Below are 26,209 nucleotides of genomic sequence, written 5' to 3'. Positions count from 1 at the left end.
GAAATCCACGGTACGTACGGCCCGGCGAGGGTGCAAGCGGTCCCGTTTGCCCTTTTGCTGTGACCTGCCTTTCGGGACGAAAGTCCTTCCGGGGTCAGGAAAACCTTGCCTAAGTACGGTTCCGGCGAGGCGGTGCGGGAACGGTGCACGCGTCGGCGGAGCGGATCCGTTGCACCAGGCCGAAGGCGAGGATGCCGAGGGAGCACGCCGCGGCCGCGAGGGTGCCGGTGCGCGCCAGCAGTGCCGCGACGGGGACGGCGACGACCGCCAGGCGGGCGCACTGCGAGCAGCCGCGCACGAGTCCGCCGCCGGGGTCGACATAACTGCCCAGCAGCCAGCCGGACGCCGCGGCGGCGGTCAGCCAGACGGGGTACCACCACCAGGGCAGCGGGTGGGTGAAGCCGCCGATCGCGGCGCCGTAACCGGCGAAGACGAGCAGTCCGCCGATGGGCGCCGCGATGCGGCGTCGCAGGAGACTCATCGAGTGGCGGCGCTCAGCGGCGGCCGAAGGGCCACCAGGACCTACGGGCCTGCGGCTCGGATGCGCACGAGCACCGCTTGGACTTCGGCACGTCGGCGAGCACCAGCTCGACGTGGCGGCCGCAGCCTCGGTAGGTCGGCTTCTGGCAGCGGGAACAGGTGGTTCGCTGGCACATGCTGTCCTCCATCCTCCGGGAACTGCCCCAATAGTACCCCCCGGGGTATACCGGTCCGCCGGGAGGCCGTCGGGTGCCCTGAAGGCCGCCTTCCGGGTCACAACCGCCATCAAGGCCACCTTGAGGGCAGGGGCGTTCGGCCCGGAACCGATGGACCAACGGCCGTAGGCAGAGCGGACCGGCGCCGCGAACAGTCGGGTGTGGACGGAAAACCCGCGACAGCGAAGGAAGCGCGATGAGCTACGGCAAGGCGGTCCAGGAGGAGCTGCGCAAGCGCACACACGATCTGCGGCAGGTCATTCCCGCGGTGTACCAGGGATACCGGGAACTGCACGACGCGACGCTCGCCGCCGGGGCGCTCGACACCAAGACGAAGGAACTCATCGCGCTCGCCATCGGGGTGAGCAAGGAATGCGACGGCTGCATCGCCGCTCACGCCCGCGGTGCCGTCCTGCACGGAGCGACCCCCGAGGAAGCCGCCGAGGCCATCGGCGTCACGTTCCTGATGAACGGCGGGCCCGGCACCGTCTACGGGGCCCGCGCCTACGCCGCGTTCACCGAGTTCTACTCCGCGCACGGTAGCGGGGAAGCGGGCTGACGGCCGGTCCCCTCACCACCGGAGCTCCGGTCACGTCGCGCCCGCGTTAGCCGTGAAGGGTCCCTTCACAGTCGTATCGCCCATTAGGGACCCTTCACGGCTCCGCCCCGGCTCACGTGGAGGAGCGGACGACCAGGCGGGTGGGGAGGCGGCGGGGGGCCGGGGTGTCGCCGCCGGAGCCGTTGATCATGGCGAGCATCGCTTCGGCGGCCGCGACGCCGAAACCGGCCTTGTCCTGCGCGACCGTGGTCAGCGCGGGATCGACCAGCGCGGCGATCTCGATGTCGTCGAACCCGGCGAGCGCGACGTCCCCGGGGACCCGCAGACCGGCTTCCCTGGCCGTGAGCAGGGCGCCCACGGCCATCTCGTCGCCCGCGGCGAAGACCGCCGTGGGTGGTTCGCCGAGGGCCAGCAGGCGCCGCATCGCGGCCTGGCCGCTCGCCCGGTAGAAATCGCCCTCCGCCACGTACTCCTCGGGTACGGGCAGGCCCGCTTCGGCCATCGCCCGCCGGTAGCCGGCGAGCCGGTCGATCGCGGGCTGGTTGTCGGGCGGGCCGGTGATGGTGGCGATGCGGCGATGCCCCCCGGCGATCAGGTGGCGCACGGCCTGCTCGGCGCCATCGGTGTTGTCGGAGGTCACGTAGGTCGCGCGCGGCCCCTCGATCGCGACATCGAGGGCCACGCAGGGGATGCCGGACTGGGCGAAAGCGGCGAAGGCGGCCGCGTCGGAGCCGCTGTCGATCAGGATGAGCCCGCCGAGATGGTGGCGCCGCGTCATGTTGACGTAGGCGACCGGGTCGGCCAGCGAGGCGCCCACCGCGGGCAGGTTCGCCGAACCAGTCTCCGCGCCGCTGGTGGCCAGCATCAGCAGGTGGTAGCCGTGCGCGGACAGCGCCGATTTCAGCCCCAGCAGCAGGTCCTGCAGGAAGGGGTGGCGCCAGCCCGGCCTGCGGTGGTCGGTGTCCCAGACCAGACCGACCAAAGTGGACCGTTTCGACGCCAGCGCCCGTGCCGACTCGTTCGGCCGGTAGTCCAGTTCCCTGGCCACCCGCTCCACCCGTTCCCGGGTTTGCCTGCTGACCGTGGACGGCTGGTTGAAAACGCGGGACACGGTGGCCACGGACACCCCGCACAGCTGCGCTATCTCCCGGCTCGTCGTCATCGGTCGCCACTTCTCTGTAACCGCATACAGTCCCTTCATCAAGATCGGTTCATGGCCGATCTGACCAGCTGATATGGCACTCTAGCAGGGAAATCCTCGCTCCCGTAGCGTGGATCACGAAAGGCCTCACAAGCGTCTAGTTATCATTTTGTTACTTGACCTGACCCCGTCTCCGGCATTGTCATGTACTCCGCACCACATCCCGGCCGGCCACCCGGAACCGGCACCCGGCCGGTTCTTTCATCGATTCCTCCCTTCGTCACATCGCCGTGCCCGAAAAAGGAGAAGGACCGCGGAATGCGCCTCCCCAGAACCCCACGCCGCCTGGCGGGCATCCTGCTCGCCGGCCTGCTCGGCACCGGCCTGATCACCGCCTGCGGTGGTTCCGGCGCCGGGACCACCAAGATCACCATCGGCCTGTTCGGCAACTTCGGCTACCAGCAACTGTTCGAGGAGTACCAGCGCACGCATCCCGGGATCGAGATCCAGGCCCGCACCGCGTCCTACTCCGACCACCACAAGAACCTCGCCTCGCATCTGGCCACCGGCAACGGCGCCGCCGACATCGAGGCGGTGGACACCGGCTACATCGCCCAGTTCAAGGCCATCCCGGACCGGTTCACCGACCTCAACGCGCAGGGCGGCGACCAGCTCAAGAGCCGCTGGCTGGACTGGAAGTGGCAGGCCTCACTGGCTCGTGACGGCAGGCAGATCGGCTACGGCACCGACGTCGGCGGCCTGGCCATCTGCTACCGCCGTGATCTGCTCCAGGCCGCGGGGCTGCCCACCGACCGCGAGCAGTTGCGGGCCCTGTGGCCGACCTGGGAGGCGTTCATGGCCGCGGGCAGGCAGTTCCAGGCGCACGCCCCGGCCGGGGTGAAGTGGTTCGACGGCGGGCCGACCGTGCTCAACGCGATCGTCGGTCAGGCGCCGACGGGCTACTACGACCGCTCCGACCAGCTCGTGCTGGCGAACAACGCCGACATCAAGCGCGGCTGGGACCTGGTCGCCCAGGGCGTGCACGACGGACTGTCCGCCGGACTGCTGTACAGCACGCCGCAGTGGAACACCGGTTTCAAGCAGGGGCAGTTTGCCACGGTGACCTGCCCGGCCTGGATGATGGCCAAGATCAAGGACCAGGCGCCGGACACCGCGGGCAAGTGGGACGTGGCCGCGGTGCCCGGGGGCGGCGGCAACTGGGGCGGCTCGTACCTGACCGTGCCCAAACAGGGCAAGCACATCAGCCAGGCCGTCGAGCTCGCCGCGTGGCTGACCGCGCCGGAGCAGCAGGCGAAGGTGTTCACCACCAACGGCCTGCTGCCGTCCACGCCGAAGCTGTACGACGATCCGTCGATCACCGGCTACCGCAACCCGTTCTTCAACGACGCTCCGGTGGGCAAGCTGTTCACCGACGCGGCGCGGCAGCTGCAGCCGCAGTACCAGGGCCCGAAGGCGGGCGACGTGCAGACCGAGATCGGCAACGCCATGCTGCGGGTCGAACAGGGCAAGCAGAGCCCCGACCAGTCGTGGGCGCAGTTGCTCACCGACGTCGGCAAGCTGTCCGGCTGAGGCGTGCGGATGCGGCTGAAGCAGGAGCGGGCGCACCGGTGGGACAGCCGGTTCGCACCCTACGTCTACATCGCACCGTATTTCGTCCTTTTCGGAACGTTCGGGTTGTTCCCCCTGCTCTACACGGGGTGGGTGTCGCTGCAGAACCGGAACCTGCTCGACGGCGACTCCGCGCGGTGGGTGGGGCTGGGCAACTACGCCCAGCTGCTGTGGCACGACCCGTACTTCTGGAACGCGATGGGCAACACGGTGAGCCTCTGGCTGATGACCACCGTGCCGCAGATCGTGCTCGCACTGGCGATCGCGCACCTGCTCAACCGCCGCATCCGCGCCCGCACCTTCTTCCGGATGGGGGTGCTGCTGCCGAACATCACCTCGGTGGCCGCGGTGACGATCATCTTCGCGCAGCTGTTCGGCCGGGACTTCGGGCTGGTCAACTGGGTGCTCGGGCTGTTCGGGGGCGGGCACGTCGACTGGCAGGCGGGCACCGCCACCTCCCACACCGCGATCGCGGCGATGGTGGTGTGGCGGTGGACGGGATACCACGCGCTGATCTTCCTGGCCTCCATGCAGGCGATCCCGTCCAACCTGTACGAAGCGGCCACGCTCGACGGGGCCACCGGGCGCCAGCAGTTCTTCCGCATCACCATCCCGATGCTGCGGCCGCAGATCATCTTCTCCTCGGTGATCGCGACCACCGGCAACATGCGGCTGCTCGCCGAGCCGCTGCTGTTCAACCCCGGCACCGCCGCGGCCACCGGGGGTTCGGACCGGCAGTTCCAGACGGCCGCGCTGTACCTGTACGAGCAGGGGTTCACCAAGTTCGACTTCGGCTACGCCTCGGCGATCGCGTGGCTGCTCCTGCTGGCGACGCTGCTGATCACCGGGGTGAGCTACCTGGTGACCCGCCGGATCTCCACGGACTGAGGGAGCCGACATGACGGAAACGCTGCAAGCCCGGATCCCGGCCGGAGCGACCCCGGCCGGTGCCGGGGCCGCGCGGCGGCGGGGCGGACGCCTGCGCTTGCTGGTCAGCCCGTGGACCTACGCGGCGCTGGCGGCCGTGCTCGCCGGTTCGGCCTTCCCGGTCTACTGGTCGTTCGTGGTGTCCTCGCAGACACCGGACGCGGTGGACCGGGTGCCGCCGGTGCTCGTGCCCGGCGGGCATCTGTGGGCCAATATCGAGCGCGTCTTCGACCAGACCGACTTCGCGCTCGCGCTGGCCAACTCGCTGATCGTCGCGGGCACGGTCACGGTGAGTGTGGTGCTGTTCTCCACGCTGGCCGGTTTCGCCTTCGCCAAGCTGAAGTTCCGCGGCCGCTCGGTGCTGATGCTGGTGGTGGTCGCGACCCAGGCGATCCCCACCGAACTCGGCGTCATCCCGCTGTACATGATGATGAGCGACTTCGGCTGGGCGGGCGAGCTGCCTTCGGTCATCGTGCCCGGCCTGGTCACCGCGTTCGGCGTGTTCTTCATGCGCCAGTACCTGCAGCGGGCGGTGCCGGACGAACTACTGGAGGCGGGCCGGATGGACGGCTGCGGCACGCTGCGACTGTTCTGGCACGTGGTGCTGCCCGCCGCCCGGCCCGCGGCCGCGGTGCTCGGGCTGTTCACCTTCATGCAGGCCTGGAACGACTTCTTCTGGCCGCTGGTGGTGCTGGTCCCCGAGAACCCGACGGTGCAGACCGCACTGTCCACACTGGCCAGTGGTTACAGCACCGACTACACGCTGGTGCTCACCGCCGCCACCATCGGCACGGTGCCGGTGCTCGCCGTGTTCCTGCTGTTCGGCAGGCAGATCGTCGGCGGAATCATGCAGGGAGCCGTCAAGGGATGACCGGCTCGACCATTTCCCGTTCCCCAGAAGGGCAGTTCATGAGTGCGCAGCAGGTTCCGCGGTTCCCGGACGGCTTCCGGTTCGGGGTGGCCACCTCGGCCTTCCAGATCGAGGGCGCGGTGGCCGAGGACGGCCGCGGACCGTCCATCTGGGACACCTTCGGCCGCGTCCCGGGCGCGATCGCGGGGGGTGAGACCGGTGACGTGGCCGCGGATCACTACCACCGGTGGGAGACCGACGTGGCACTGATGAGCGAGCTCGGGGTGAGCGCCTACCGGTTTTCCCTGTCCTGGTCCCGGATCCAGCCGTCCGGCTCGGGCCGGGTGGAGCGGCGCGGCCTCGACTTCTACCGGCGGCTGTGTGAAGCGCTGCTCGCCGAGGGGATCGAGCCCTTCGCCACGCTCTACCACTGGGACCTGCCGCAGGAACTGGAGGACCGCGGCGGCTGGCGGGTCCGCGACACCGCGCTGCGGTTCGCCGACTACGCCGTCGTGGCGCAGGAGGCGCTGGGCGATCTGGTGCGGAACTGGACCACGCTCAACGAGCCCTACTGCTCGTCGATCGTCGGTTACGCCGAGGGGCGGCACGCGCCGGGCGCGCGGGAGGGGCACGGGGCACTGGCTGCGGCGCACCACCTGCTGCTCGGGCACGGGCTGGCGGTCCGCGCGATGCGGTCGGCGGCCCGGCCGGACCACCGGTTCGGCATCGTGCTCAACCAGTCGCCTTCGGTGCCGGTGAGCGACGATCCGGCGGATGTGGCCGCCGCGCGGCGGCACGACTGCCTGCTGCGCCGCCAGTTCACCGAGCCGCTGTTCGCGGGCCGCCCTCCCGAGGACTACGCGGAGCTGTTCGGGGCGATCAGCGACTTCTCGTTCCGGCGCGCGGGCGATCTGGAGATCATCTCGACCCCGCTGGACTACCTGGGGCTGAACTTCTACTACCGCCAGCACGTCGCCGACGCGCCGCACCACGAGCCAGATCCCGCCGCCCGCACCGCGATCGACATCGGCATCGACACCACGCGCCTGCCCGACGTGCCGCGCACGGGCATGGGCTGGCCGGTCGAGCCGCAGGGGCTGACCGAGGCGCTGGTGGACCTGTGGCGCCGCTACCCAGAACTGCCGCCGGTCTACGTCACCGAGAACGGCTGTGTCCAGGCCGACGAGCGCGACGCCGACGGCAGGTTCACCGACCTCGCCCGGATCGACTACCTGCGTGACCACCTCCGCGCGGCACACGACGCGCTCGAAGCGGGGGTGGACCTGCGCGGGTACTTCGTCTGGTCCCTTTTGGACAACTTCGAGTGGGCGCACGGGTACAAGTACCGGTTCGGCCTCGTGCACGTCGACTACACCACGCAGGAGAGGACGCCGCGGGCCAGTTACCACTGGTACCGCGACGTCCTCCGCGCCCAGCGCGGATGAGCCGGCCGGGAGCAGCCTCTCCCTCACGGGGCTGCTCCCGGTGCCGCCTCACGCCGCCTGGGCCACTTCCGCGGGCCGGGCCGCGCGGCGCAGGGTGGCCAGCGTGAGGAAGCCACCGGCGGCGGCGATCCCGGCCGCGCCGAGGAAGGCGGCGGAGAACCCGCCGGTCAGCGCGACCGGGTCGCCGAGATTCCCGGCGCCGAAGGACACGCCCACCGCGGTCATCGTGGCCAGGCCCAGCGCCGAGCCGATCTGGTACGCGGTGTTCACGATGCCGGAGGCCAGGCCCCCTTCTTCCGGCGGAGCGCTGGAGATGGCGGTGCCCAGCGACGGGATGAAGGCCAGTGCCTGCCCGAGCGCGGCGACCAGGGACGCCGGGAGCACGTCGAGGACGAAGGTGCCGGTCGGCCGCGCGAAGGACAGCCACACCAGGCCGGCCGCGAGGGCCCACAGGCCGCCGACGATGAGCGGCCTGGCGCCGAACCGGGCGATCAGGCGCGGGGCCACGGCCACCATGAGCACCACGATCAGCACCGTCATCGGCAGCAGCGCGGCGCCGCTGGCGAAGGCACCGTAGCCCAGGACCTGCTGCAGGTACAGGTTGAGGAAGTACCACATCGGGATCCACGCGGCGCCGAGCAGGAACTGCGCGAGGTTCGCCCCGCCGAGACCGGGCGTGCGGAAGATGCCCAGCCGCACCAACGGGACGCGGCGTGCGCGCTGGAGCGCCACGAACAGCGCGAGCAGGGCGACACCGCCCGCCAGCGCACCCAGTGTGGCGGCCGAGCCCCAGCCGAGTTGCGGCGCGCGCACGACGGCGAAGACGACCAGGCCCAGTCCCGCGGTCACGGCGAGCGCGCCGACCACGTCGATCGCCCCGCGGCGGGCCGGTGCGGAGGGCATCAGCAGCGGCGTGGCCACCAGTGCGACCAGTGAGATCGGCACGTACAGCCAGAAGATCCACGGCCAGGACAGCCACTGGGTGAGCACGCCGCCGAGGAAGACACCCGCGGTGCCTCCGGCCGGGGCCGCCGCACCGTAGAGCGCGAGCGCCTTGGTCAGTTCCCGGGGCCGGGCGCCGAACAGGGTCATCAGCAGGGTCAGCGCGGCGGGCGCGATCAGCGCGGCCCCGGCGCCCTGCAGGACGCGGCCGAGCAGTTCGATGCCCGCCGTGCCCGCGAGCGCGGCGACCACCGAGCCGGCCAGCGTCAGCGCCCAGCCCGCGCCGAACAGCCTCCGGGCGCCGAGCAGGTCGGCGAGCCTGCCGCCGAGCAGCAGCAGGCCGCCGAAGGCGATCACGTAGGCGTTGAAGATCCAGGACAGGTTGTCCGTGGTGAAGCCGAGGTCGGCCTGCATCCGGGGCAGTGCGACCCCGATGATCGAGGTGTCCATGATCACCACGAACTGGGCCAGTGCGAGGAAGCCGAGTGCCCACCAGCGTCGCGGATCCGCGTTTTGTTCCGTCATCACAACCACCAGCTACCAATAGGGGGTATGGGTATCTGGTGGAAGACAGTAGAAGATCACCCCCGTCCCGCGCAAGTACGGGAGGGGGGTATATCTCGGCGGGTTCTCCGGGGTCAGGGCTGACTGGGGGTGTGGTGCTCGCCGCGCAGCACCTCCAGGCCCCGCCGGTACTCCTGCTCGTCGATCTCCCCGCGCGCGAACCGCTCGGCCAGCAACTGCTCCGGGGTGGGACGCGAGGGTGCCGCCGGACCGCCGCCCGTGCCCGCGGTGCCGCCCGTGCCACTCGTGCCACCCGGCTTCCGGGAGAGGTAGCGGATCAGGGCGACCACACCGGCGATCACCAGCGCCCAGAACAGCACCGTGGTCACGGTCATCAGGACGTAGCCCCAGCCCATGCCGTTGCCGTACCAGTACATCATCGTGGAGCCCCTTTTCTCAGCCGACGACTCCACCCTGCTCCGCCGCCCACCGCCGGGCGACGGCCCTAGGTCGCCGGGCGCGAGGCCCAAAGTCCCGGGCGGCTTCAGAGGTCGTTGCCCGCGTAGGAGAGGTTGAAGCTCTTGTTGGTGAGGGGGAAGTCCGGAACGATCGTGTCGGTGAGCGCGACGGGCAGTGCGGGCCAGTTGAAGAAACTCGGGTCGACGATCTTCAGCCGCGTGAGGATCCCGTCGGCGTCCAGTTCGGCGCGGTGCACGATGGTGCCGCGCCAGCCCTCGCTGATCCCGAGACCGGACCGGGTCGCGGGGCGGGCGGGGAGCGGGACGTGGGCGGACAGCCCGGTGAGCCCGGCGGACAGGCTCGCGATCAGCGCGATCGAGTGCGCCACCTCGTCGGCGCGGACCTGGAAGCGGGACAGCACGTCGCCGTTGGTCACGGCGTGCACGGGGCGGACGAAACCGGTGTCCGTGAAGGGATGATCGGCGCGGGCGTCGGCGCGCAGCCCGCTGGCCCGCGCGACGTAGCCGAGGGTGCCGAGGTCCTCGGCCTGCTGGCGGGTGAGCACCGCGGTGCCGGTGAACCGGTCGGCGACCACGCTGTTGCCCAGCGCGAGCGCGACGATCTCGGCGACGTCGGTGCCGAGGGCGGCCAGCTCATGGGGGTCGGGTTCGCGGCGGAGGGCCGCGCCGCCGGGGCGGAGGGCACCGCGCAGCAGCCGGTCCCCGCTGACGTGTTCGTTGAGGCGCAGGAGCAGTTCCCGCACGCGCCCGGCCTGGTTGTTCAGGATGCTGTGGCCGGTGTCGTTGCAGAGCGCGCCGAGATCGGTGACGTGGTTGTAGAGCCGTTCCAGCTCCAGCAGGATCGCCCGGACGCGCTGCGCGTCCTCGGGCACCGTGATCCCGTACGCCTCTTCGACGGCGAGGCAGAACGCGAGCGAGTGCCCCACGGAGGTGTCCCCGCTGACGCGCTCGGTCAGCGGCAGGACCTCCTCCGGACGCCGAGACTGGCACAGCCGTTCCAGTCCTCTGTGGACGAACCAGAGCCTGGCCTTGAGGTTGAGGATCGTCTCGCCGACCACCGAGAAGCGGAAGTGGCCCGGCTCGATCATCCCCGCGTGCACCGGGCCCACCGGAATCTCGTACACACCGTCGCCCTCCACGGTGCGGAAGGGATAGGGCCCGTCCACCGCGCCGAACTCCGGTGGGCTCCCCGCGTCCGAACGCATCGGATACCAGCCGCGCGGCCAGTGGAAGTGGCGCACGAGACGGCGGGGGAGCGGGTGGTCCTCCGGCACGATGCCGAACAGATCCCGCATCTCGCGTTCGAACCGGCCCGCCGGGAAGGACAGCCCGGCCAGGGTCGGCACGCGGGGCCGGTCGCGGTCGAGGTGGACATGCAGTTCGACGCGCCGGTCGGGACCGGCCGCGGTGCACACGTACACCGCGCGCAGGCCGTCGCCGTCGTCGTGCCCGGCGACCAGCGCGATCCGGAAACCGGCGCCGAGCAAGGACTTCACCTGTGCCGGGAGCTCGGCGGCGGACAGGTGGCGGGTTTCGCGGTGCGGCTGGGGCGTCATGGTGTCGTTCCGGTGAGGGTGCTGGCAGCCAGATGCAGCAGGGTGGTCAGGGGCCCGGCCGCTATGCCGAGCGCGGCGGCGAGGGCGAGCCCGCCCACGAGTGCGGCCGCGACCGTGACCGGGAGGCGGGACGGTGCGGCGGCGGCCCCGGGCCCTTCGGGCGCGGGGCCGAAGAGCATGCGGCTGGTGTGGTTCACCAGTGCGGCGCCGATCACCAGGACCAGTGCCAGCGCCACCGCGGTGAACACGCCGAGCCCGCCGGCGAAACCCGCCCGGACGATGCCGAGTTCGCTGGCGAACAGGCTGAACGGGGGCAGCCCGATCAGGGCCAGCACGCCGAGGCCGAAGCAACCGGCCAGCAGTGGCGAGCGCACCGCCAGCCCGCGCACCTTGCCGACGGCTCCGCTGCCGGTGAGCTGCCGGATCCGCCCGGCGCCGACGAACAGCACGCCCTTGGCCAGCCCGTGCCCGAGCATGTGCAGCAGCACCGCGGCGAGCGCGAGCGGGGTGCCGATCGCCGCGCCGAGCGCCATCAGCCCGGCGTGCTCGATGCTGGAGTAGCCCAGCATGCGCCGGTAGTCGCGCTGGGCGAGCAGGAGCGAGGCGGCCAGTGCCAGCGAGGCCAGCGCCATCACGACCAGGAGCGTGCGCAGGAACGCCGGGCCGAGCGCGACATCCGAGATCGCCTTGACCCGCAGGATCGCGGAGAAGGCCACCGGCAGCAGCGCGCCCGACATCAGCGCCGAAACCGGCGGCGGAGCCTGCGAATACGCGTCGGGCAGCCAGGCGTGCAGCGGGGCGAGCCCGGCCTTCGAACCGAAGCCCAGCACCAGCAGCACCACGGCGATGCGGGTGACACCCGGGTCGAGGGCGGCGGCGTGCGCGGTGAGCGCGGCGAGGTCGAGCCCGGCGCCCGCCCGCGCACCCGCGTAGTTCAGCACGACCGCTCCGAGCAGGGCGAGCGCGATACCGGTGGAGCAGATCACCACGTACTTCCACGCCGCTTCGACGGCCGTGCGCGTGCGGTCCTGCCCGACCAGCAGCGCGGTGACGATCGTGGCGCCCTCGATCGCCACCCACACCACGCCGAGGTCGGCCGCGAGCACGGCGAGGGTCATGGTGGCGAGGAACAGTTGCACCAGCACGCTGTGCCGGGTGGCGATGCGCGCGCTCAGCCGGTCGGCCGCCCGTTCACCGCGCAGGTAGGACGGGGTGGCGGCGGCGGCCACCAGCGCCACCGCGCCGATCACCAGCAGCATGAACGCCGACAGCGCGTCGGCCCGCAGGAACCCGGAAAGGGCGTCGCGCGGCCCCGTCCGCGCGACATCGACGGCGATCACGACCCCGGAGGCCAGGACCAGTGCGGCGCTCGCGGCGGCGGTCCACGCCGTCGCGCGCCGCCAGCCCAGCCCGGCGTAGGCCAGCGCGGCGAGCACCGGGATCGCGACCGGGGCGAGCAGGAACAGGGCAGGCATCAGTCGTGCAGCTCCCTCAGCTCGTCGAGATCGGTGCCGCCGAAGGTCTCCCGCATGCGGGTGGCGAGCAGTTGCAGTACGAGGACGATCAGCAGCAGGTCGAGCGAGATCCCCACCTCGGCGAGCAGCCCGAGGCTGGCCGTGGTGAGGAAACCGACGGCGGTGATCCCGTTGTCCAGCAACAGGAAGCCGACCAGCTGCGAAAGCGCGCGGCGGCGCGTGACGAGCACGAACAGGCCGATCAGCACCACGGTGAGACCGACCGGGATCGCCTGCGTGGCGGCCGAGGGTGCGAGCTTCACCAGCGGCTGGGACACCGCGTAGGCGAGCAGGGTGAGCACGGCCGCGGCCAGCAGCGACGCCGCCACGTTGACCAGCGGCCGGGTTTCCCGGGGCGCGGCCTTGGCCCTGGTCAGCGCCCGGCGCAGCAGGCGCGGCAGGATGCCGGCGCGGAGCACGAGCAGGCCAGCCGCCACCGCCCACAGTTCCGGCGAACGCTCCTTCGCGGCGAGCACCGCGACAAGGGCCGCCAGCGCCACCCCCTGCACCGCGAACACCCGGATGATCATCGTCAGTTCGCGCCGCCACAGGATCAGCACCGCGGTCAGCAACAACGCGCCGCAGGTCAGGTCCAGCAGTTGCACGTACAGCGTTTCGGTCACAGCGGCCCCCTCACGCCAGGAAGAACGAGGCCGCGACGGCCAGCAGGGACAGCAGGAACGACCCGGCGAGCAGCTCGGGCACCCGGAACAGCCGCAGTTTCGCGAGGAACACCTCGCCGAAGGCCAGCGCGGTCCCGAGCACGCCGACCTTGACCACCACCGCCCCGATCCCGGCCAGCAGGGCGAGCGGAGCCGCGCTGGTCGCGATCCCCCACGGCGCGAACAGGTTCGCGAACAGACCGAGGAACACGGTCAGCCGCATCGCCGAGGCCAGTTCGACCAGTGCGAGGTCCGGGCCCGCGTACTCGAGCACCATCGCCTCGTGGATCATCGTCAGTTCCAGGTGCGTGGACGGGTTGTCCACCGGCAGCCGCCCCGTCTCGGCGACGATCACCACCGCCAGCGCCACCAGCGCCAGCAGGCTCACCGGCGAGATCACGCGGGCCGGGTCGTGCACGGTCGAGGACACGATGGCCGACAGGTTCGTCGAGCCGACCCGCACGGACAGCGCGAAGATCGACACCAGCAGGGTGGGCTCGACCAGCGCGATGATCGTCATCTCGCGGCTGGCGCCCATCCCGCCGAACGCGGTCCCGGTGTCCAGTCCCGCCAGCGCCAGCACGACGGTGCCCAGCGCGAGCAGGGCCACCACCGCGAACAGGTCCGCCACCGGGGGCACCGGCGAGGCCGTGGCCACGAACGGCACGACCACCGACACCACCAGCGTGGTCGCCACCAGCACGAGCGGGGCCAGCCGGAACACTTCTGTGGTGCCGTTCGGGGTGAAGGTTTCCTTGCGCAGCAACAGCTTCCGCAGATCGCGCCACGGCTGGGCGATCCCGGCGCCCGCGCGGCCCTCCAGCCGGGCCCGCACCTGGCGCATCAGGCCGGTCAGCAGCGGCGCCCCGGCCACCACGAGCAGGGGCTGCACGATGCCGACGACCAGTGCGGAGACCACCCCGGCGCTCATCGGGTCACCGCCAGCACGATCAGGACCGTGACCACCGTGTAGAACCCGTACCCGAGATACCGGTGCACGCTGCCGTTGGCCAGCCACCGCCCGGCCTGCCCCCACCGGGCGACGCCGTCGAGCACCGGCCGGTAGAACCGCCGTTCGATGCGGTCCGGCACCTTGCGGCGGTAGGCCACCGCGGACACCAGGTACGCGGATTCCTCGTAGTGGCTGACGTCCACGTCCGTTTCCGGTCGCACGACGTCGTCGAAGACGCGTTGCAGCGGCTCGGCGAACGAGGTCGCGGTGTACTCCATCCGCGCGGTCAGCGGCCCCGCGCCGCAGTCCCACAGCCGGGCCGCCTGCCGGGCGCGTCGCGCGCCGACGGCCCGCAGCGCCGCCACCAGCACCACGGTGGCGCCGAGCAGGCCCGCGGTGAGCAGCAACGGGGACAGCGAGCCCGCGACCGCGGTGAGCCGCACCGTCACCAGTCCGGCGGCGGCCGGATCGCCGAGCCCGGCGGCCCGGCCCACGGCGGGCAGCACCAGCGACGGCACCAGGGCCAGCACGACCGCGACCGCCGCGGCCAGGCCCATGCCGATGAGCATCGTGGGCGGGCTTTCGTGCGCCCGCACCGCGCCCTCGCTCCGCGGCCTGGCCAGGAAGCCGACCCCGAACGCCTTGACGAACGTGGCCACCGCCAGTCCCGCGGTCAGCGCGATCGAGGCCACCGCGAGCGGCATCGCGATCGCGGTGGGGGCCCCGCCCGCGGGCAGGCCGTGCACCAGCGCCTGCAGCAGCAGCCATTCGGACACGAAGGCGGTGCCGGGCGGGAGCGCCGACGCGGCGAGTGCCCCGGCCCCGAACAGCGCCGTGGTCCACGGCATCGGGCGGCGCAGGCCGCCGAGCGCGTCGAGGTCGCGCGTCCCGGTCCCGTGCAGGACCGAACCGGCGGCGAGGAACAGCAACGTCTTGAAGGCGGCGTGGCCGAGGACGTGGAACAGCGCCGCGGCCAGTGCGAGACCGGCGAGTTCCCGGTGGCCGGTGGCCGAAAACAGGCCCGCCGCGCCGACGCCGACGAGGACCAGCCCCATGTTCTCGGTCGTCGAATAGCCCAGAAGGCGTTTGAGGTCGGTGCCCATGGCCGCCTGGAGCATCCCGTGGATCGCGGAGAGCGCGCCCAGGGTCAGCGTGACCAGCCACCACCAGCGCGGACCGCCGCCGAGCAGGTCGAACCCGGTGCGCACGATCCCGTACACGCCGAGGTTCACCATTGCCGCCGACATCAGCGCCGAAACATGGCTGGGGGCCTCGGGATGGGCCCGGGGCAGCCACGCGTGCAGCGGCAGGATGCCCGCCTTGGAGGAGAAGCCCGCCAGCGTCAGCACGAACACCAGATCCCGGATGTGCGGGGAGAGGTGCGCCTGCCGCAGGCCGTCGAAGGAATCGGCCGGGGCGTGCGCGGCGAGGACGGCGAATCCGGCGAGGATGGCCAGGAAACCGAGGTGCGTCATCACCGCGTACCAGCGGCCCGCCGACGCCACCTCGTCGCGGCGCCGGTGTTCGGCGAGCACCAGCGCCAGCGAGGCCAGCGCCATCAGTTCCCAGCAGACCAGCAGGGTGCCCACCGTCGAGGCGACGGGCACCAGCAGCATCGCCACCACGAACAGGGGGAACACCGCCTGCGGGGGCCGGGAGGCCAGATCGTCGCGGGCGTAGCCGATGCCGTAGATCCCGGCCGCGATCGCCACCCCGCCGGTGGCCACCAGGAACAGCGCGGCGAGCGGGTCGGCGGTGAAGGCGACCCCGGACAGCGGCAGCAGACCCTGCCAGGACACGGAGAACGACTGTCCGGAAAGGACGGCGATGCCCGAGGCCAGCCCGGCGGCCCCGGCCAGCGCGGTGCCCAGCCCGCCCACGACCGGCCGCACTCGGCGCGAAGCGGCCACAGTAGACAGTGAGGTGAGCGCCCCGAGCGCCACCGCCAGTGCGAAGCCCGCCGCCGCCGCGGTCATCGGCCGGTCAGCTTCCGCAGGGCCTCGACGATCGCTTCGGGGCGGGGCGGGCAGCCGGACAGTTCCAGGTCCACCGGGATCACGTCGGACACCGGGCCGGTGACCCCGTAGGCCCCGGCGAACAGGCCGCAGTTCCGCGCGCAGTCGCCGAGGGCGAGCACGAGCTTGGGGCCGGGCAGCGCCTCGTAGGTGCGCCGCAGCGGTTCGGCCATGTTGCGGGTCACGGGCCCGGTCACCAGCAGGACGTCCGCGTGCCGCGGTGAGGCCACCAGGCGGACCCCGTAGCGTTCCACGTCGTAGACCGGTCCGAACGCCGAGGCGATCTCGACCTCGCAGCCGTTGCACGAACCGGCGTCGACGTGCCGCACCTGGATCGAGCCGCCCAGCGCCTTCGCCGCGGGCGGCCGCCCGCCCTCGGGGCGCGGCGGAGCCGGTTCCGCCACCGTGCCGTGGCGGCGGATCTTGCGCCACAGGGCCAGCACTACTCGCTCCGCTCGGCCGTGTCCGCCGGGACCCGCATCTCCGCCAGCAGTTCCACCTGGCCGGTGAGCACACCGGTGAGGATCCGGCGCGCCACCAGCAGGAACTCCGCGATGTGGGGACTGGTCAGCGAATAGAAGACGGTGGAACCCTCCTTGCGGGTCACCACGAGACCCGCGCGGCGCAGCACCGCCAGATGCTGCGACAGGTTCGTCGCCTCGATGCCAATGTCGGCGAGCATCTCGGCCACCGCGTGCTCGCGCTCGCTGAGCAGTTCGAGAACCCGGATGCGGGCGGGATGTCCCAGTGTTTTGAAGAACTCGGCCTTGGCCTGGTAGAGGGGCTTGCTCACCCTCGCTCCCTCCGGAGTGACTTTAGCAATTGCAGATATTAGCAAGTCCTCAAGTATTGGCTGCCGTGGGGTGCGCCTTCACCGGGAAGACGGGGGATCGTCACGGAAAGGGGGAGCGGCGGTCACGCCGGGTTCGTAGGGTGCGGGGATATGAGACTCCCGATCGGTGCGCTCCTGCCCGCACTCGCCCTCGCGGCCGCACTGGCCGCACCCGTGCCCGCCGAGGCGCACGAGGTTCCGCTGACCGTCGCCACCTACAACATCCACGCCGGAGCCGGCGAGGACGACGTCTTCGACCTCGACCGGACCGCCGAGGCGATCCGCTCGCTGCACGCCGACGTGGTCGGCCTGCAGGAGGTCGACGTGCGCTGGGGTGCGCGCAGCGACTACACCGACGAGGCCCGGGAACTGGCGAGCCGCCTGGGGATGCGCGTGTTCTTCGCGCCGATCTACGACCTCGACCCCGCCACGGCCGGTGCCCCCCGGCGCCGGTTCGGGGTCGCCGTGCTGAGCCGCTACCCGGTGCTGTCGGCGGAAAACCACGAGATCACGCGGCTGTCCACTCAGGTGCCCGACCCGGTGCCCGCCCCGGCCCCCGGCTTCGCCGAGGTCGCGGTGAACGTCCGTGGCACGGTCGTCCACGTCTACTGCACGCACCTGGACTACCGCTCCGACCCGTCGGTCCGCCGCGCCCAGGTGAACGACATGCTCGGCATCCTCGCCGCCGATCGCGGGCCGAAGGTGCTCGTCGGGGACTTCAACGCGCAGCCGGGCGCACCGGAACTGTCCGCGCTGTGGGGGAGCGTGCGCGACGCCGCGCCGCAGGGCGAGCCCACCTACCCGGCGGCCGCGCCGGACCGCCGCATCGACCTGATCACCGTCTCACCCGAGGTGACCGTCGAGGCGACCCGGACGGTGGCGACACTCGCCTCCGACCACCGCCCCGTCCTCGCCCGCCTGCACCTCCCCCATCCCTGACCACCCCGTTGCCGTGAAGGGTCCCTCCACGGCCGGATCGACTGTGAAGGGACCCTTCACGGCCGCATGCCACTACCCGAGGTAGTTCATCTGTTAACTAGTTTGGGTAGGGTGGGCGCCATGACCGCGGACGAGTTGGACTTCTGGTCCTTCGTGGAGCTCGCGAACACCCGGTTGGCCGGGGAGTTCGGGTTCCGGCACCAGTTGGCCACCGAAGTGCTCCTGACCCTGAACCGGGCGTCGAACATCGTCACCTACGACCTGGAGGCCAGTGTGCACCGGCCGCGAGGCCGGTCGTGGTCGGGTTTCCGGCTGCTGTTCGTCACGTGGCTGGCGGGCCCGCTGGAGGCCAAGAAGGCCGCCGAGCTGACCGGGATGAGCCGCGCCGCGGTGTCGAACCTGACGAAGACGCTGGTCGCGGAGGGCATGCTGGAGCGCGCACCCGGCGAGCACGACGGCCGTTCGGTGCTGCTGTCGCTGACCGAGCGGGGGCGGCGGGAGATGCTCGAGGTGTTCCGCGCGCAGAACGAGCGCGAGCACGAGTGGGCCAGTGTGCTCACCGAGACCGAGCAGCGCATCCTGATCATGCTGCTGGACAAGCTGATCACCAATCGCACCCAGTTCGACGTGCGCGGGCGGAACTGACCCTTGCCTCCCGGCGAACTAGTTAATACATTTACTAACATCGGTTCGAAGGCAAGGAGGCCCGATCGTGGCGTACTACCGGCAGGTCGGTGAGATCCCGCCCAAGCGGCACACGCAGTTCCGAACCCCGGACGGCGGTCTGTACTACGAGGAGCTGATGGGGGAGGAAGGCTTCTCCAGCGACTCGTCGCTGCTCTACCACCGCCACATCCCGTCCGCGCTCGTGGACGCGTCGCCGTGGCAGCTCCCGGATCTGACCACCCAGGCCAACCATCCGCTCAAGCCCCGGCACCTCAAGCTCCACGACCTGTTCCCCGGCGAGGAGTGGAAGCGGCACGACGTGGTGACCGGCCGCCGCCTGGTGCTGGGCAACTCCGACGTCCGGCTGTCCTATGTGGTCGCGGGAGAGTCGTCTCCCCTGTACCGCAACGCGATCGGCGACGAATGCGCCTATGTCGAGTCCGGCGAAGGCGTGGTAGAAACGGTCTTCGGCGTCCTGCCGTTCCGCACCGGCGACTACGTGGTGCTGCCGCGCGCCACCACCCACCGCTGGGTGCCCTCCGGGGACACCCCGCTGCGGGTCTACCTCATCGAGGCGAACTCCCACATCGTCCCCGCTCGCCGCTACCTGTCCAAGTGGGGCCAGTTCCTGGAGCACGCGCCGTTCTGCGAGCGCGATCTGCACGGCCCGGCCGAGCCGCTGCTGGCCGAGGGCGAGGACGTCGAGGTCCTGGTCAAGCACCGGGGCGGCGCCGGGATCGTGGGCACCCGCTACGTCTACCCCCGGCATCCGTTCGACGTGGTCGGGTGGGACGGCTGCCTGTACCCGTACACGTTCAACATCGCCGACTTCGAGCCGATCACCGGCCGCGTGCACCAGCCGCCGCCCGCGCACCAGGTGTTCGAGGGCGCAGGCTTCGTCGTCTGCAACTTCGTGCCCCGCAAGGTGGACTACCACCCGCTGGCCATCCCGGTGCCGTACTACCACTCCAATGTGGACTCCGACGAGGTGATGTTCTACTGCGGGGGGAACTACGAGGCCCGCAAGGGTTCCGGCATCGGCCAGGGCTCGGTGTCGCTGCACCCCGGCGGGCACGCGCACGGCCCGCAGCCCGGCGCCTACGAGCGCAGCATCGGCGTCGAGTTCTTCGACGAACTCGCCGTCATGGTCGACACGTTCCGCCCGCTGGAACTCGGCGAGGGCGGTGCGGCCACCGAGGACGAGGGCTACGCGTGGACCTGGTCCGGCCGGGGGCCCCGGTGACCGCACCGCTGATCCCGCCCCTGTTCCGCGGCCTGCTCGACGACGCCGCAGTCTTCCCGCCCGGGTCGATGCCACTGGCCGACGCGGTGCCCGCGCACTCGCGGCATCTGGCCGCGGCCTACCGCGAAATCGTGGGGCCGCTGGTGCTGCCCGCGTCCGCGCTGCCCGGGCTGGAGATCGGCGCCGTCGAGGTGTCGGTGACGCTGCCGGAAGGGCCCGCCCGACTGCCCGCGGTCCTCGAGGCGATGGCCTCGTCGCCCGCGCGCCTGGCCGGACTGGAAATCCCGATCCCGGCCGGAATGGGGGTGCCGGAGTTCTTCACCGCGATCGAAGCCGCGCCGGCGCCCGTCTTCGTCGAGGTGCCCCGGGACGAGCGGCGGCCCGGAACGCTGGCGGCCTGCGCGGAGACCGGTCACCGCGCGAAGTTCCGCACCGGAGGCGTGCGCGCGGAGCTGTACCCGGACGAGACGGAGCTGGCGGCCGCGATCCTGGCCGCGGTGCGCGCGGAGGTCCCGTTCAAGGCCACCGCGGGCCTGCACCACGCGGTGCGCAACACCGATCCGGTCACCGGGTTCGAGCAGCACGGCTACCTGAACCTGCTGCTGGCCACCGCACTGGCGGCCAGGGGTGCGGCGGAGCCGGAGGTGGTGGCGGCACTGGCGGAGCGCGACCGGGCGGCGGTGGCGCATCGGGTGTCCACTGTGGAGGAAGAAGTTCGCGGGCGGTTCCTGTCGTTCGGTACGTGCGACATCCTCGAACCGCTGACCGAACTCGTGGAGCTGGACCTGGTCGCGGCGGGCGCGCTGGGTGGAGACGGAGCGAAGGCGTGAAGATCGACGTTGCGGAAGGCTCGCTGTTCGGGCTGGACAACCTGCCCTACGGGGTGTTTTCCACCCCCGGCACCGGACCGCGAGTCGGCGTCCGCGTCGGGGACCAGGTGGTGGACCTCGCGGCGGCGCTCGGGGACGAGGTGTTCGCGCAGCCGACGCTGAACGCGTTCATGGCGCAGGGGCGGCGGCGGTGGGACGAGGTCCGGGAACGGATCACCGAGCTGGTGTCCGGCGAGGTGCCGGACGCGGCCGTCCACCCGGTGCGGGCGGTGACCCTGCACCTGCCGGTCGCCGTCGCCGACTACGTCGACTTCTACGCCTCCGAGCACCACGCGACCAATCTGGGCCGGTTGTTCCGCCCGGACTCGGCGCCGTTGATGCCGAACTGGAAGCACCTGCCGGTGGGCTACCACGGGCGCGCCGGGACAGTGGTCGTTTCGGGCACCGACATCGTGCGGCCCAGCGGCCAGCGCAAGGCACCGGACGAGGCAGCGCCGACGTTCGGGCCGAGCCGCAGGCTCGACATCGAGGCCGAACTGGGCTTCCTGGTCGGCACCGGATCCGAACTGGGTTCCGCGGTGCCGGTGGAGGAGTTCGCGGAGCGGGTGTTCGGCGCGGTCCTGGTCAACGACTGGTCGGCGCGGGACATCCAGGCGTGGGAGTACGTGCCGCTCGGCCCGTTCCTCGGCAAGAGCTTCGCGACTTCGATCTCGCCGTGGGTGGTGCCGCTGGCGGCGCTGGAGGCGGCCCGCGTCCCGACCCCCGGGCAGGACCCGGCCCCGTTGCCCTACCTGACCGAGCGCGAGCCGTGGGGGCTGGACATCGAGCTCACGGTGTCGTGGAACGGGCAGGAGGTCTCCCGCCCGCCGTACCGGGAGATGTACTGGTCCCCGGCGCAGATGCTGGCGCACATGACCGTCAACGGGGCCGCGAGCCGCACCGGTGATCTCTACGCCTCGGGCACCATCTCCGGGCCGGAGAAGGAGCAGCGCGGCGCGTTCATCGAGCTGAGCTGGGGCGGCCGGGAGCCGGTCGTGGTGAACGGCGAGGAGCGCACCTTCCTCGCCGACGGCGACGAGGTGGTCATCTCGGCCACGGCGCCGGGCACCCGCGGCGGCCGCATCGGCTTCGGCGAGGTGCGCGGCCGCATCCTCCCCGCCCGCTGAGCACCGTGAGGGGTCCCCTCACAGTGCTCAGCGGCCGTGAGGGGTCCCCTCACGGCAACGCCCGGGTGGTCCGGGTGGCCGCGGTCGCGCCGAGGAGGGCCAGCACCGTGAAGCCGATCAGCACCAGGGTGAACGCGGTCGCGGGCGGGACGGGGAGGGCGAGGTACGCGGTGCCCGCCACGGCGATCCCGAGCGCGCCCGTCAGCTGCGCGTTCGTGGTGATCAGGCCGGACAGGTCGGCGGCGTAGCGGTCGGGAAGGGCCGAGGTCATCGTGCCGACCAGCGCACTGGCGCTGATTCCGAGCCCGAGCCCGCCGATGGTCAGCAGGCCGGACAGCGGCAGTCCCGCCCGGCCCCCGGCCAGCAGGTAGACCCACACCGCGACGTATCCGGTGGCGAGGACGAGGCAGCCGGTGACGGCCCGCCGCCGGGGCAGGAAGCGAACCGGCAGTTTCCCGCCCACCCCGAACGCCACCACCCAGGAAACCATCGCCAGTCCCGAGTACACCGGGCCGGTGCGCAGCCCCTGCTGCAGGTACAGCGCGAGCACGAACAGCAGCGAGAAGTAGGTCATCGTGGTCAGCCCATGCGCGAGAAGACCGTTGCGCACCAAGGGGTCGCGAAACACCTCGGGGGCGATCAGCGGTGCCGGGGCGCGCCGGTCCACGCGCAGGAACCCCACGAAGGCGGGCACACTCGCGGCCAGGCACAGCCAGGTCCACAGTGGCCAGTGCTGGTCGCGGCCGAGGACCAGCGGCACGATCAGCAGCAGCACCGAAACCGACAGCGCCACCACCGGTGCCGCGGTGACCGGCCGGTCCCCGCGCCCGTCGTCGCGGGGAAGGACCAGCCGGGCGGCGGCGAGCAGTGGTACCCCGAGCACCACGTTGATCAGGAAGATCGGGCGCCAGGACAGGCCGAACAGGTTCGCCGAAACCAGCAGTCCGCCGAGCACCTGACCGGTGACCGCGCCCCCGGACAGGGCGATCGCGTACCAGCCGAGCGCCCGCATGCGGTGCGGGCCGGTGAAGTGCAGTTGGATCCCGCTGAGTACCTGGGGCACCATCAGCCCGGCACCGGCGCCCTGCGCGAAACGGACGGCGATCAGGGTGACCGGCCCCGTCGCCAGCCCGCAGGCCAGCGACGCAAGGGTGAACAGGGCCAGGCCGCCGCAGAAGACGCGGCGGTGGCCGTGTGCGGCGCCGAGCCGTGCTCCGGTGACCACCAGCACCGCGTAGGCGACGAGGTAGCCGGAGACGACCAGGGCGAGCTGTCCGCCGGTGGCGGCCAGTTCGGCGGCGATCGACGGGGCGGCCACATTGACGATCGCGGTGTCCACATTGGCCATGAACTGGCCGGTGAGCAGGACCGCCAGCAGTCGCCCGCGGAAGGCGACCGGAGTCGTGGTGGTAGTCACGCCCCGATCTTCGGGGCCGCGGAGCCGTTTCCGCTGGCGGGTTCCCGACCTCTCCTTACGCTCCAGGGACGGCGACGTGGTCGTCGTGCACGGGGGCGAAGAGGTCGCCGTGGGCTTCCACCCTGGCCAGGGCGTCACCGCTGGTGAACGTGAGGTCCTCGGGACGGCGGCAGGACTCGACCTCCTCCCAGGTGACGGGCGTGGACACGGTGGGCCGCTCCCGCCCGCGCAGGGAATACGGTGCCACGGTCGTCTTCGCCGGGTTGTTCTGGCTCCAGTCGATGAACACCTTGCCCGGGCGCAGCGCCTTGGCCATGGCCGCCACCACTTCACCGGGATGACGCCCGGCCAGCCGGGTGCCGATCGCCCTGGCGTACTCCGAAGTGGCCGCGGGCCGCCGGGCCCGCACCCCGCAGTAGAGCTGCAAGCCCTTGGAACCGCTGGTCTTCGCGTACGGGGTCAGCCCGTCGGCGGCGAGTTCTTCCCGCAGCAGGACCGCGACCCGGCAGCATTCCACGATGGTGGCGGGCGCGCCCGGATCGAGGTCGAACACCAGCAGGTCGGGCGGGTGCCGGGTCTGCCCCGGCCCGACCGTCCACTGTGGAACATGCAGTTCGAGTGCGGCCAGGTTGGCCGCCCAGACCAGCGTGGGGAGGTCGTTGATCAGCGGGTGGGCGTTGACCCCCTCGCGGCCGCGGCTGCTGGGCAGCCGCGCGGTGCGCACCCAGGCCGGAGCGTGCCGCGCCACGTCCTTTTCGAAGAACGGTTCGCCGCCGACGCCCTCGGGGAAGCGGCGGAAGGTGGTGGGCCGGTCGCGAAGGTGGGGCAGCAGCACCGGGGCGACCCTGGCGTAGTAGTCGATCACGTCGCCCTTGGTGAACCCGGTTTCCGGGTAGAGCACCTTGTCCAGGTTGGACAGGACCATGCGGCGGCCGTCGACCTGCACCGTCACGCGCTGCCCCGCCATGGCTCCACTGTGCCGCACCCCCGGCCGCCGCGCACCTCACGAGGCCGGGGGGACGCGGTCCCTGGCGGGCTAGGGGGGAACCGCGCCAGGGACCGCTCGTGCGCCGGATGCCGACGGGCATCGGGCAGGACCGCGGGATCTCCCGTGCTCCAGGGTAAGACGGAACCGGCGTTTCGCCCAGCAACTCACAGCTCGCGCACAGCTCCGCCGGAGGCCGATGGCCGATTCTCGCCAGCTTCGGCGGCCGCGCGGCGGAAAGCTCGGGGCATGAGCTTTCTGATCGAGGCGATCCCAGTCTCCTACCTGGACCGTATCCGTGCCGCCGGACGCGACGAGGCGGGCAATCCGCTCGAGCCGCGGATCGACGAGGAGGGGGGCACGCCGTTGCGGTGCTGCCTGCGGGAATCGCTTCCAGGGGAACGCGTCGTGCTGATGGCCTACACCCCTCCGGGTACCGCGGGCCCCTATGCCGAGCGGGGGCCGCTGTTCGTCCACGCCGAGGACTGCCCGGGCTACGCGACGGTGACCGAGTACCCGCCGGGCCTGGCGCACCGGCGCCAGATCGTGCGTGCCTACGACGAGCGGGGCGACATGGGCGAAGGCGCACTGGTCGAAGACGGTGAGCAGGGGGCACGGGAGATCGCCCGGCTGCTCGCGGAGCCGGGCGTGTCGATCGTGCACGTCCGCAACGTCGTCGCGGGCTGCTACAACTTCTGCGCCCGCCCGGCGTGACGACGCGGAGGCCGCGCCCGGGAACACGTCCGGGCGCGGCCTGAGCCGGTCAGGCGGCCACGGGGACGGTGATCTCGTCCGCGATCTCTTCCGCCGCCGGCTGCCGGACGCGAAGCGCGGCGGCCGCGACCGCGGTGGCGGCCAGGGTGACCAGCCCGGCGACGAGCAGTGCCTCCCTCGGCCCGAGGTGCTCGGACATCCAGCCGAGTAGCGGCGCGCCGACGGCGCCCGCGGCCGCGGCGACCGCGCCCTGGAGAGCCAGCACACGGCCGCGCATGCCCTCGTGCGAGTCCAGCTGGACACGGGTGCTCTTCGCCGTGTCGATCACGACGGCACCGGCGGCGATGGGCAGGATCGCGGCGCCGAACCCGAACAGGCCCGGCAGGTACCCGCTGACCGCCTGCAGCGCGCTGGTGGCCGCGGCCGCGACGAGCAGCACGGTCATGGTCAGTTCCTTGGCACGGGCGGCGAGGATCCCGCCGAGGACGGTGCCGACGGCGAACACCGAGGACAGCGCGCCGTAGCCCGCGGCACCGGCGGCGAGCGGTCCCTCGGTCATGGCGGCCATGGTGACCTGGTAGTTCCGGCCGAGGCCGGAGAGCACGAAGCCGAGGGCGAACAGGACGATCAGCATCCGGCTCCGGCCGACGTAGCGCAGTCCGGCCCGCACACCCGCCTGCTCGGGCGGGCTGACCTCCAGCGGGTGGAACTCCGCGGGCCGCATCACCATGACGGTCACGATCACGGCGACGAAGCTGGCGGCATTGATGAGGAACAGCAGCGGGTTGCCGACCACCGCGGCCAGCACCCCGGCCAGGCTCATGCCCAGTACCCGCCCGGCGGAGTTGGTGATCGAGTTCCAGGCCAGTGCGTTGCCGAGGTCCTTCTTGGACACCACCTGGCCGGCGAACCGGCCCAGGGCCGGGCCTTCCAGCGCGCCGATGAGACCACCGACCGCGGTAAGTCCGTAGATCGCGGAAATGGGGAGGTCACGCCACACCACGAAGGCCAGCAGCAGCGCCGTGACCAGGTGGAGGCTCTCACCGGCGAGGATGATCCGGCGTGGGGGGTGGCGGTCCGCGAGCGCGCCCGCCCAGGGCCCCAGCAGGAGCGCGGGCAGGGTGCTCAGCAGGACCGAGAAGCCGACCGAAGTCGCCGAGCCGGTGCGCGCCAGGACCACCCAGTTGAGTCCGAGTACCTGCATCCAGCTGCCGGTGACCGAGACGAGGTCGGCCGAGGCCCAGAGGCGGTAGTTGCGATTGGCGAGCGCACGAAGCATCGGCGGCATATTTCGCCGCAAAACGGTAATCCTTTCGCTGGCGCGGAAAACGCGCCCGAATGGTGGCGGGCCGGCCCAGTCGGACAAATGCGGCCGGCTCGCCCGTACGCCAATAACGTTACCGTAACGACCCGGCCTCGCCAGGTTTCAAACCTGTGTCGATGCCGACATCCGGGGAGGTAACACTGCTGCGCGTGCCGACTTCTTCTCTCGTCGTGACGCCGTGATCGAGTGCCTACGCGGTTCGCCGGAAAAGAAGAACGGGATA

General features: G+C 71.6%; 26 protein-coding genes. 11 read left to right on the top strand and 15 right to left on the bottom strand.

The window, feature by feature from the left end; all coding sequences use genetic code 11:
* Positions 1 to 109: 109 nt before the first annotated feature.
* Together ORV05_RS27005 and ORV05_RS27000 are read right to left on the bottom strand one after the other, a co-directional pair.
* Positions 110 to 481 (bottom strand): hypothetical protein, encoded by a 372-nt coding sequence (locus ORV05_RS27005; RefSeq protein ID WP_268754806.1) that lies wholly within the window; start codon positions 479 to 481, stop codon positions 110 to 112.
* 13 nt (positions 482 to 494) lie between these two features.
* Complete coding sequence (locus tag ORV05_RS27000) at positions 495 to 656, bottom strand: hypothetical protein (protein WP_186382511.1); 162 nt, start codon at positions 654 to 656, stop codon at positions 495 to 497.
* 235 nt (positions 657 to 891) lie between these two features.
* Here ORV05_RS27000 and ORV05_RS26995 point away from each other — a divergent pair, with 235 nt between their 5' ends.
* Positions 892 to 1,254 (top strand): carboxymuconolactone decarboxylase family protein, encoded by a 363-nt coding sequence (locus tag ORV05_RS26995; protein WP_268754805.1) that lies wholly within the window; start codon positions 892 to 894, stop codon positions 1,252 to 1,254.
* A 112-nt stretch (positions 1,255 to 1,366) separates the two neighbouring features.
* Here ORV05_RS26995 and ORV05_RS26990 read toward each other — a convergent pair whose 3' ends face one another.
* Positions 1,367 to 2,416, bottom strand: a complete 1,050-nt coding sequence (locus ORV05_RS26990; RefSeq protein ID WP_268754804.1) for a LacI family DNA-binding transcriptional regulator — start codon at positions 2,414 to 2,416, stop codon at positions 1,367 to 1,369.
* A gap of 297 nt (positions 2,417 to 2,713) precedes the next feature.
* Between ORV05_RS26990 and ORV05_RS26985 the strand changes: the two genes are divergently transcribed.
* Genes ORV05_RS26985 through ORV05_RS26970 form a run of 4 tightly spaced genes read left to right on the top strand, consistent with a single transcriptional unit; the run spans position 2,714 to position 7,246 of the window.
* Positions 2,714 to 3,985 (top strand): ABC transporter substrate-binding protein, encoded by a 1,272-nt coding sequence (locus ORV05_RS26985; RefSeq protein ID WP_268754803.1) that lies wholly within the window; start codon positions 2,714 to 2,716, stop codon positions 3,983 to 3,985.
* Between the two features lie 9 nt (positions 3,986 to 3,994).
* Positions 3,995 to 4,912, top strand: coding sequence for a carbohydrate ABC transporter permease (locus ORV05_RS26980; RefSeq protein ID WP_268754802.1), 918 nt, complete (start codon positions 3,995 to 3,997; stop codon positions 4,910 to 4,912).
* 10 nt (positions 4,913 to 4,922) lie between these two features.
* On the top strand, positions 4,923 to 5,822 hold the full coding sequence (locus tag ORV05_RS26975; RefSeq protein WP_268754801.1) for a carbohydrate ABC transporter permease: 900 nt from the start codon (positions 4,923 to 4,925) through the stop codon (positions 5,820 to 5,822).
* A 38-nt stretch (positions 5,823 to 5,860) separates the two neighbouring features.
* Positions 5,861 to 7,246, top strand: a complete 1,386-nt coding sequence (locus ORV05_RS26970) for a GH1 family beta-glucosidase (protein WP_268754800.1) — start codon at positions 5,861 to 5,863, stop codon at positions 7,244 to 7,246.
* Between the two features lie 48 nt (positions 7,247 to 7,294).
* On the opposite strand, the gene ORV05_RS26965 is transcribed toward ORV05_RS26970, so the two are convergent.
* The 9 genes from ORV05_RS26965 to ORV05_RS26925 form a co-directional block, all read right to left on the bottom strand.
* Entirely contained in the window at positions 7,295 to 8,713 is a 1,419-nt protein-coding gene (locus ORV05_RS26965; RefSeq protein ID WP_268754799.1) for an MFS transporter, read from the bottom strand.
* A 113-nt stretch (positions 8,714 to 8,826) separates the two neighbouring features.
* Positions 8,827 to 9,132, bottom strand: coding sequence for an SHOCT domain-containing protein (locus tag ORV05_RS26960; protein ID WP_268754798.1), 306 nt, complete (start codon positions 9,130 to 9,132; stop codon positions 8,827 to 8,829).
* Between the two features lie 104 nt (positions 9,133 to 9,236).
* Positions 9,237 to 10,727 (bottom strand): hydrogenase large subunit, encoded by a 1,491-nt coding sequence (locus ORV05_RS26955; protein ID WP_268754797.1) that lies wholly within the window; start codon positions 10,725 to 10,727, stop codon positions 9,237 to 9,239.
* Positions 10,724 to 12,202: a proton-conducting transporter transmembrane domain-containing protein gene (locus ORV05_RS26950; RefSeq protein ID WP_268754796.1), complete on the bottom strand. Its 1,479-nt coding sequence runs from the start codon at positions 12,200 to 12,202 to the stop codon at positions 10,724 to 10,726. The genes ORV05_RS26955 and ORV05_RS26950 overlap by 4 nt, the downstream gene beginning before the upstream one ends.
* Positions 12,202 to 12,864 carry a hypothetical protein gene (locus ORV05_RS26945; protein ID WP_268754795.1) on the bottom strand — a complete coding sequence of 221 codons (663 nt, stop codon included), beginning with the start codon at positions 12,862 to 12,864 and terminating at the stop codon, positions 12,202 to 12,204. Before ORV05_RS26945 ends, ORV05_RS26950 begins: the two co-directional genes overlap by 1 nt.
* A gap of 10 nt (positions 12,865 to 12,874) precedes the next feature.
* A complete protein-coding gene (locus ORV05_RS26940; protein ID WP_268754794.1) occupies positions 12,875 to 13,834 on the bottom strand; it encodes a respiratory chain complex I subunit 1 family protein in 960 nt (319 codons plus the stop codon).
* A complete protein-coding gene (locus ORV05_RS26935; protein ID WP_268754793.1) occupies positions 13,831 to 15,831 on the bottom strand; it encodes a proton-conducting transporter transmembrane domain-containing protein in 2,001 nt (666 codons plus the stop codon). The genes ORV05_RS26940 and ORV05_RS26935 overlap by 4 nt, the downstream gene beginning before the upstream one ends.
* Positions 15,828 to 16,313, bottom strand: coding sequence for an NADH-quinone oxidoreductase subunit B family protein (locus ORV05_RS26930; protein ID WP_268754792.1), 486 nt, complete (start codon positions 16,311 to 16,313; stop codon positions 15,828 to 15,830). The genes ORV05_RS26935 and ORV05_RS26930 overlap by 4 nt, the downstream gene beginning before the upstream one ends.
* Positions 16,313 to 16,663, bottom strand: coding sequence for an ArsR/SmtB family transcription factor (locus ORV05_RS26925; RefSeq protein WP_268754791.1), 351 nt, complete (start codon positions 16,661 to 16,663; stop codon positions 16,313 to 16,315). Before ORV05_RS26925 ends, ORV05_RS26930 begins: the two co-directional genes overlap by 1 nt.
* Before the next feature lie 150 nt (positions 16,664 to 16,813).
* On the opposite strand from ORV05_RS26925, the gene ORV05_RS26920 reads away from it, so the two are divergent.
* The 5 genes from ORV05_RS26920 (at position 16,814) to fahA (ending at position 21,546) form a co-directional block, all read left to right on the top strand.
* Positions 16,814 to 17,641 carry an endonuclease/exonuclease/phosphatase family protein gene (locus ORV05_RS26920; RefSeq protein ID WP_268754790.1) on the top strand — a complete coding sequence of 276 codons (828 nt, stop codon included), beginning with the start codon at positions 16,814 to 16,816 and terminating at the stop codon, positions 17,639 to 17,641.
* A 120-nt stretch (positions 17,642 to 17,761) separates the two neighbouring features.
* The gene (locus tag ORV05_RS26915) at positions 17,762 to 18,286 is read left to right on the top strand and encodes a MarR family winged helix-turn-helix transcriptional regulator (RefSeq protein WP_144592951.1); all 525 of its coding nucleotides are present in this window, start codon (positions 17,762 to 17,764) and stop codon (positions 18,284 to 18,286) included.
* A 67-nt stretch (positions 18,287 to 18,353) separates the two neighbouring features.
* Positions 18,354 to 19,550, top strand: coding sequence for a homogentisate 1,2-dioxygenase (locus ORV05_RS26910; RefSeq protein ID WP_268754789.1), 1,197 nt, complete (start codon positions 18,354 to 18,356; stop codon positions 19,548 to 19,550).
* Positions 19,547 to 20,380: a hypothetical protein gene (locus tag ORV05_RS26905; RefSeq protein ID WP_268754788.1), complete on the top strand. Its 834-nt coding sequence runs from the start codon at positions 19,547 to 19,549 to the stop codon at positions 20,378 to 20,380. Before ORV05_RS26910 ends, ORV05_RS26905 begins: the two co-directional genes overlap by 4 nt.
* Positions 20,377 to 21,546 (top strand): fumarylacetoacetase, encoded by a 1,170-nt coding sequence (fahA, locus tag ORV05_RS26900; RefSeq protein ID WP_268754786.1) that lies wholly within the window; start codon positions 20,377 to 20,379, stop codon positions 21,544 to 21,546. The genes ORV05_RS26905 and fahA overlap by 4 nt, the downstream gene beginning before the upstream one ends.
* Positions 21,547 to 21,595: 49 nt before the next feature.
* Here the strand turns inward: fahA and ORV05_RS26895 are convergent, their stop codons facing one another.
* Together ORV05_RS26895 and ligD are read right to left on the bottom strand one after the other, a co-directional pair.
* On the bottom strand, positions 21,596 to 22,963 hold the full coding sequence (locus tag ORV05_RS26895) for an MFS transporter (RefSeq protein WP_268754785.1): 1,368 nt from the start codon (positions 22,961 to 22,963) through the stop codon (positions 21,596 to 21,598).
* 55 nt (positions 22,964 to 23,018) lie between these two features.
* Complete coding sequence (ligD, locus tag ORV05_RS26890; protein ID WP_268754784.1) at positions 23,019 to 23,930, bottom strand: non-homologous end-joining DNA ligase; 912 nt, start codon at positions 23,928 to 23,930, stop codon at positions 23,019 to 23,021.
* Positions 23,931 to 24,197: 267 nt separating this feature from the next.
* On the opposite strand from ligD, the gene ORV05_RS26885 reads away from it, so the two are divergent.
* A complete protein-coding gene (locus ORV05_RS26885) occupies positions 24,198 to 24,662 on the top strand; it encodes a DUF1203 domain-containing protein (protein WP_268754783.1) in 465 nt (154 codons plus the stop codon).
* Between the two features lie 49 nt (positions 24,663 to 24,711).
* Here ORV05_RS26885 and ORV05_RS26880 read toward each other — a convergent pair whose 3' ends face one another.
* The gene (locus ORV05_RS26880) at positions 24,712 to 25,941 is read right to left on the bottom strand and encodes an MFS transporter (protein ID WP_268754782.1); all 1,230 of its coding nucleotides are present in this window, start codon (positions 25,939 to 25,941) and stop codon (positions 24,712 to 24,714) included.
* Positions 25,942 to 26,209: the final 268 nt, after the last annotated feature.

The organism is Amycolatopsis cynarae, assembly GCF_026802195.1.
Classification (GTDB): Bacteria; Actinomycetota; Actinomycetes; order Mycobacteriales; family Pseudonocardiaceae; genus Amycolatopsis_E; species Amycolatopsis_E rhizosphaerae.
Note: the sequence above shows the minus strand (reverse complement) of the source record. Positions and strands in the feature narration are given on the sequence as shown.

Coding starts and splice junctions, on each gene's coding strand:
- ORV05_RS27000 (WP_186382511.1), bottom strand. CDS start 656: ATGTGCCAGCGAACCACCTGTTCCCGCTGCCAGAAGCCGACCTACCGA.
- ORV05_RS26985 (WP_268754803.1), top strand. CDS start 2,714: ATGCGCCTCCCCAGAACCCCACGCCGCCTGGCGGGCATCCTGCTCGCC.
- ORV05_RS26995 (WP_268754805.1), top strand. CDS start 892: ATGAGCTACGGCAAGGCGGTCCAGGAGGAGCTGCGCAAGCGCACACAC.
- ORV05_RS26980 (WP_268754802.1), top strand. CDS start 3,995: ATGCGGCTGAAGCAGGAGCGGGCGCACCGGTGGGACAGCCGGTTCGCA.
- ORV05_RS26950 (WP_268754796.1), bottom strand. CDS start 12,202: ATGCCTGCCCTGTTCCTGCTCGCCCCGGTCGCGATCCCGGTGCTCGCC.
- ORV05_RS26920 (WP_268754790.1), top strand. CDS start 16,814: ATGAGACTCCCGATCGGTGCGCTCCTGCCCGCACTCGCCCTCGCGGCC.
- ORV05_RS26955 (WP_268754797.1), bottom strand. CDS start 10,727: ATGACGCCCCAGCCGCACCGCGAAACCCGCCACCTGTCCGCCGCCGAG.
- ORV05_RS26965 (WP_268754799.1), bottom strand. CDS start 8,713: ATGACGGAACAAAACGCGGATCCGCGACGCTGGTGGGCACTCGGCTTC.
- ORV05_RS26940 (WP_268754794.1), bottom strand. CDS start 13,834: ATGAGCGCCGGGGTGGTCTCCGCACTGGTCGTCGGCATCGTGCAGCCC.
- ORV05_RS26885 (WP_268754783.1), top strand. CDS start 24,198: ATGAGCTTTCTGATCGAGGCGATCCCAGTCTCCTACCTGGACCGTATC.
- ORV05_RS26975 (WP_268754801.1), top strand. CDS start 4,923: ATGACGGAAACGCTGCAAGCCCGGATCCCGGCCGGAGCGACCCCGGCC.
- ORV05_RS26960 (WP_268754798.1), bottom strand. CDS start 9,132: ATGATGTACTGGTACGGCAACGGCATGGGCTGGGGCTACGTCCTGATG.
- ORV05_RS26970 (WP_268754800.1), top strand. CDS start 5,861: ATGAGTGCGCAGCAGGTTCCGCGGTTCCCGGACGGCTTCCGGTTCGGG.
- ORV05_RS26990 (WP_268754804.1), bottom strand. CDS start 2,416: ATGACGACGAGCCGGGAGATAGCGCAGCTGTGCGGGGTGTCCGTGGCC.
- ORV05_RS26880 (WP_268754782.1), bottom strand. CDS start 25,941: ATGCTTCGTGCGCTCGCCAATCGCAACTACCGCCTCTGGGCCTCGGCC.
- ORV05_RS26915 (WP_144592951.1), top strand. CDS start 17,762: ATGACCGCGGACGAGTTGGACTTCTGGTCCTTCGTGGAGCTCGCGAAC.
- ORV05_RS27005 (WP_268754806.1), bottom strand. CDS start 481: ATGAGTCTCCTGCGACGCCGCATCGCGGCGCCCATCGGCGGACTGCTC.
- ORV05_RS26935 (WP_268754793.1), bottom strand. CDS start 15,831: ATGACCGCGGCGGCGGCGGGCTTCGCACTGGCGGTGGCGCTCGGGGCG.
- ligD (WP_268754784.1), bottom strand. CDS start 23,930: ATGGCGGGGCAGCGCGTGACGGTGCAGGTCGACGGCCGCCGCATGGTC.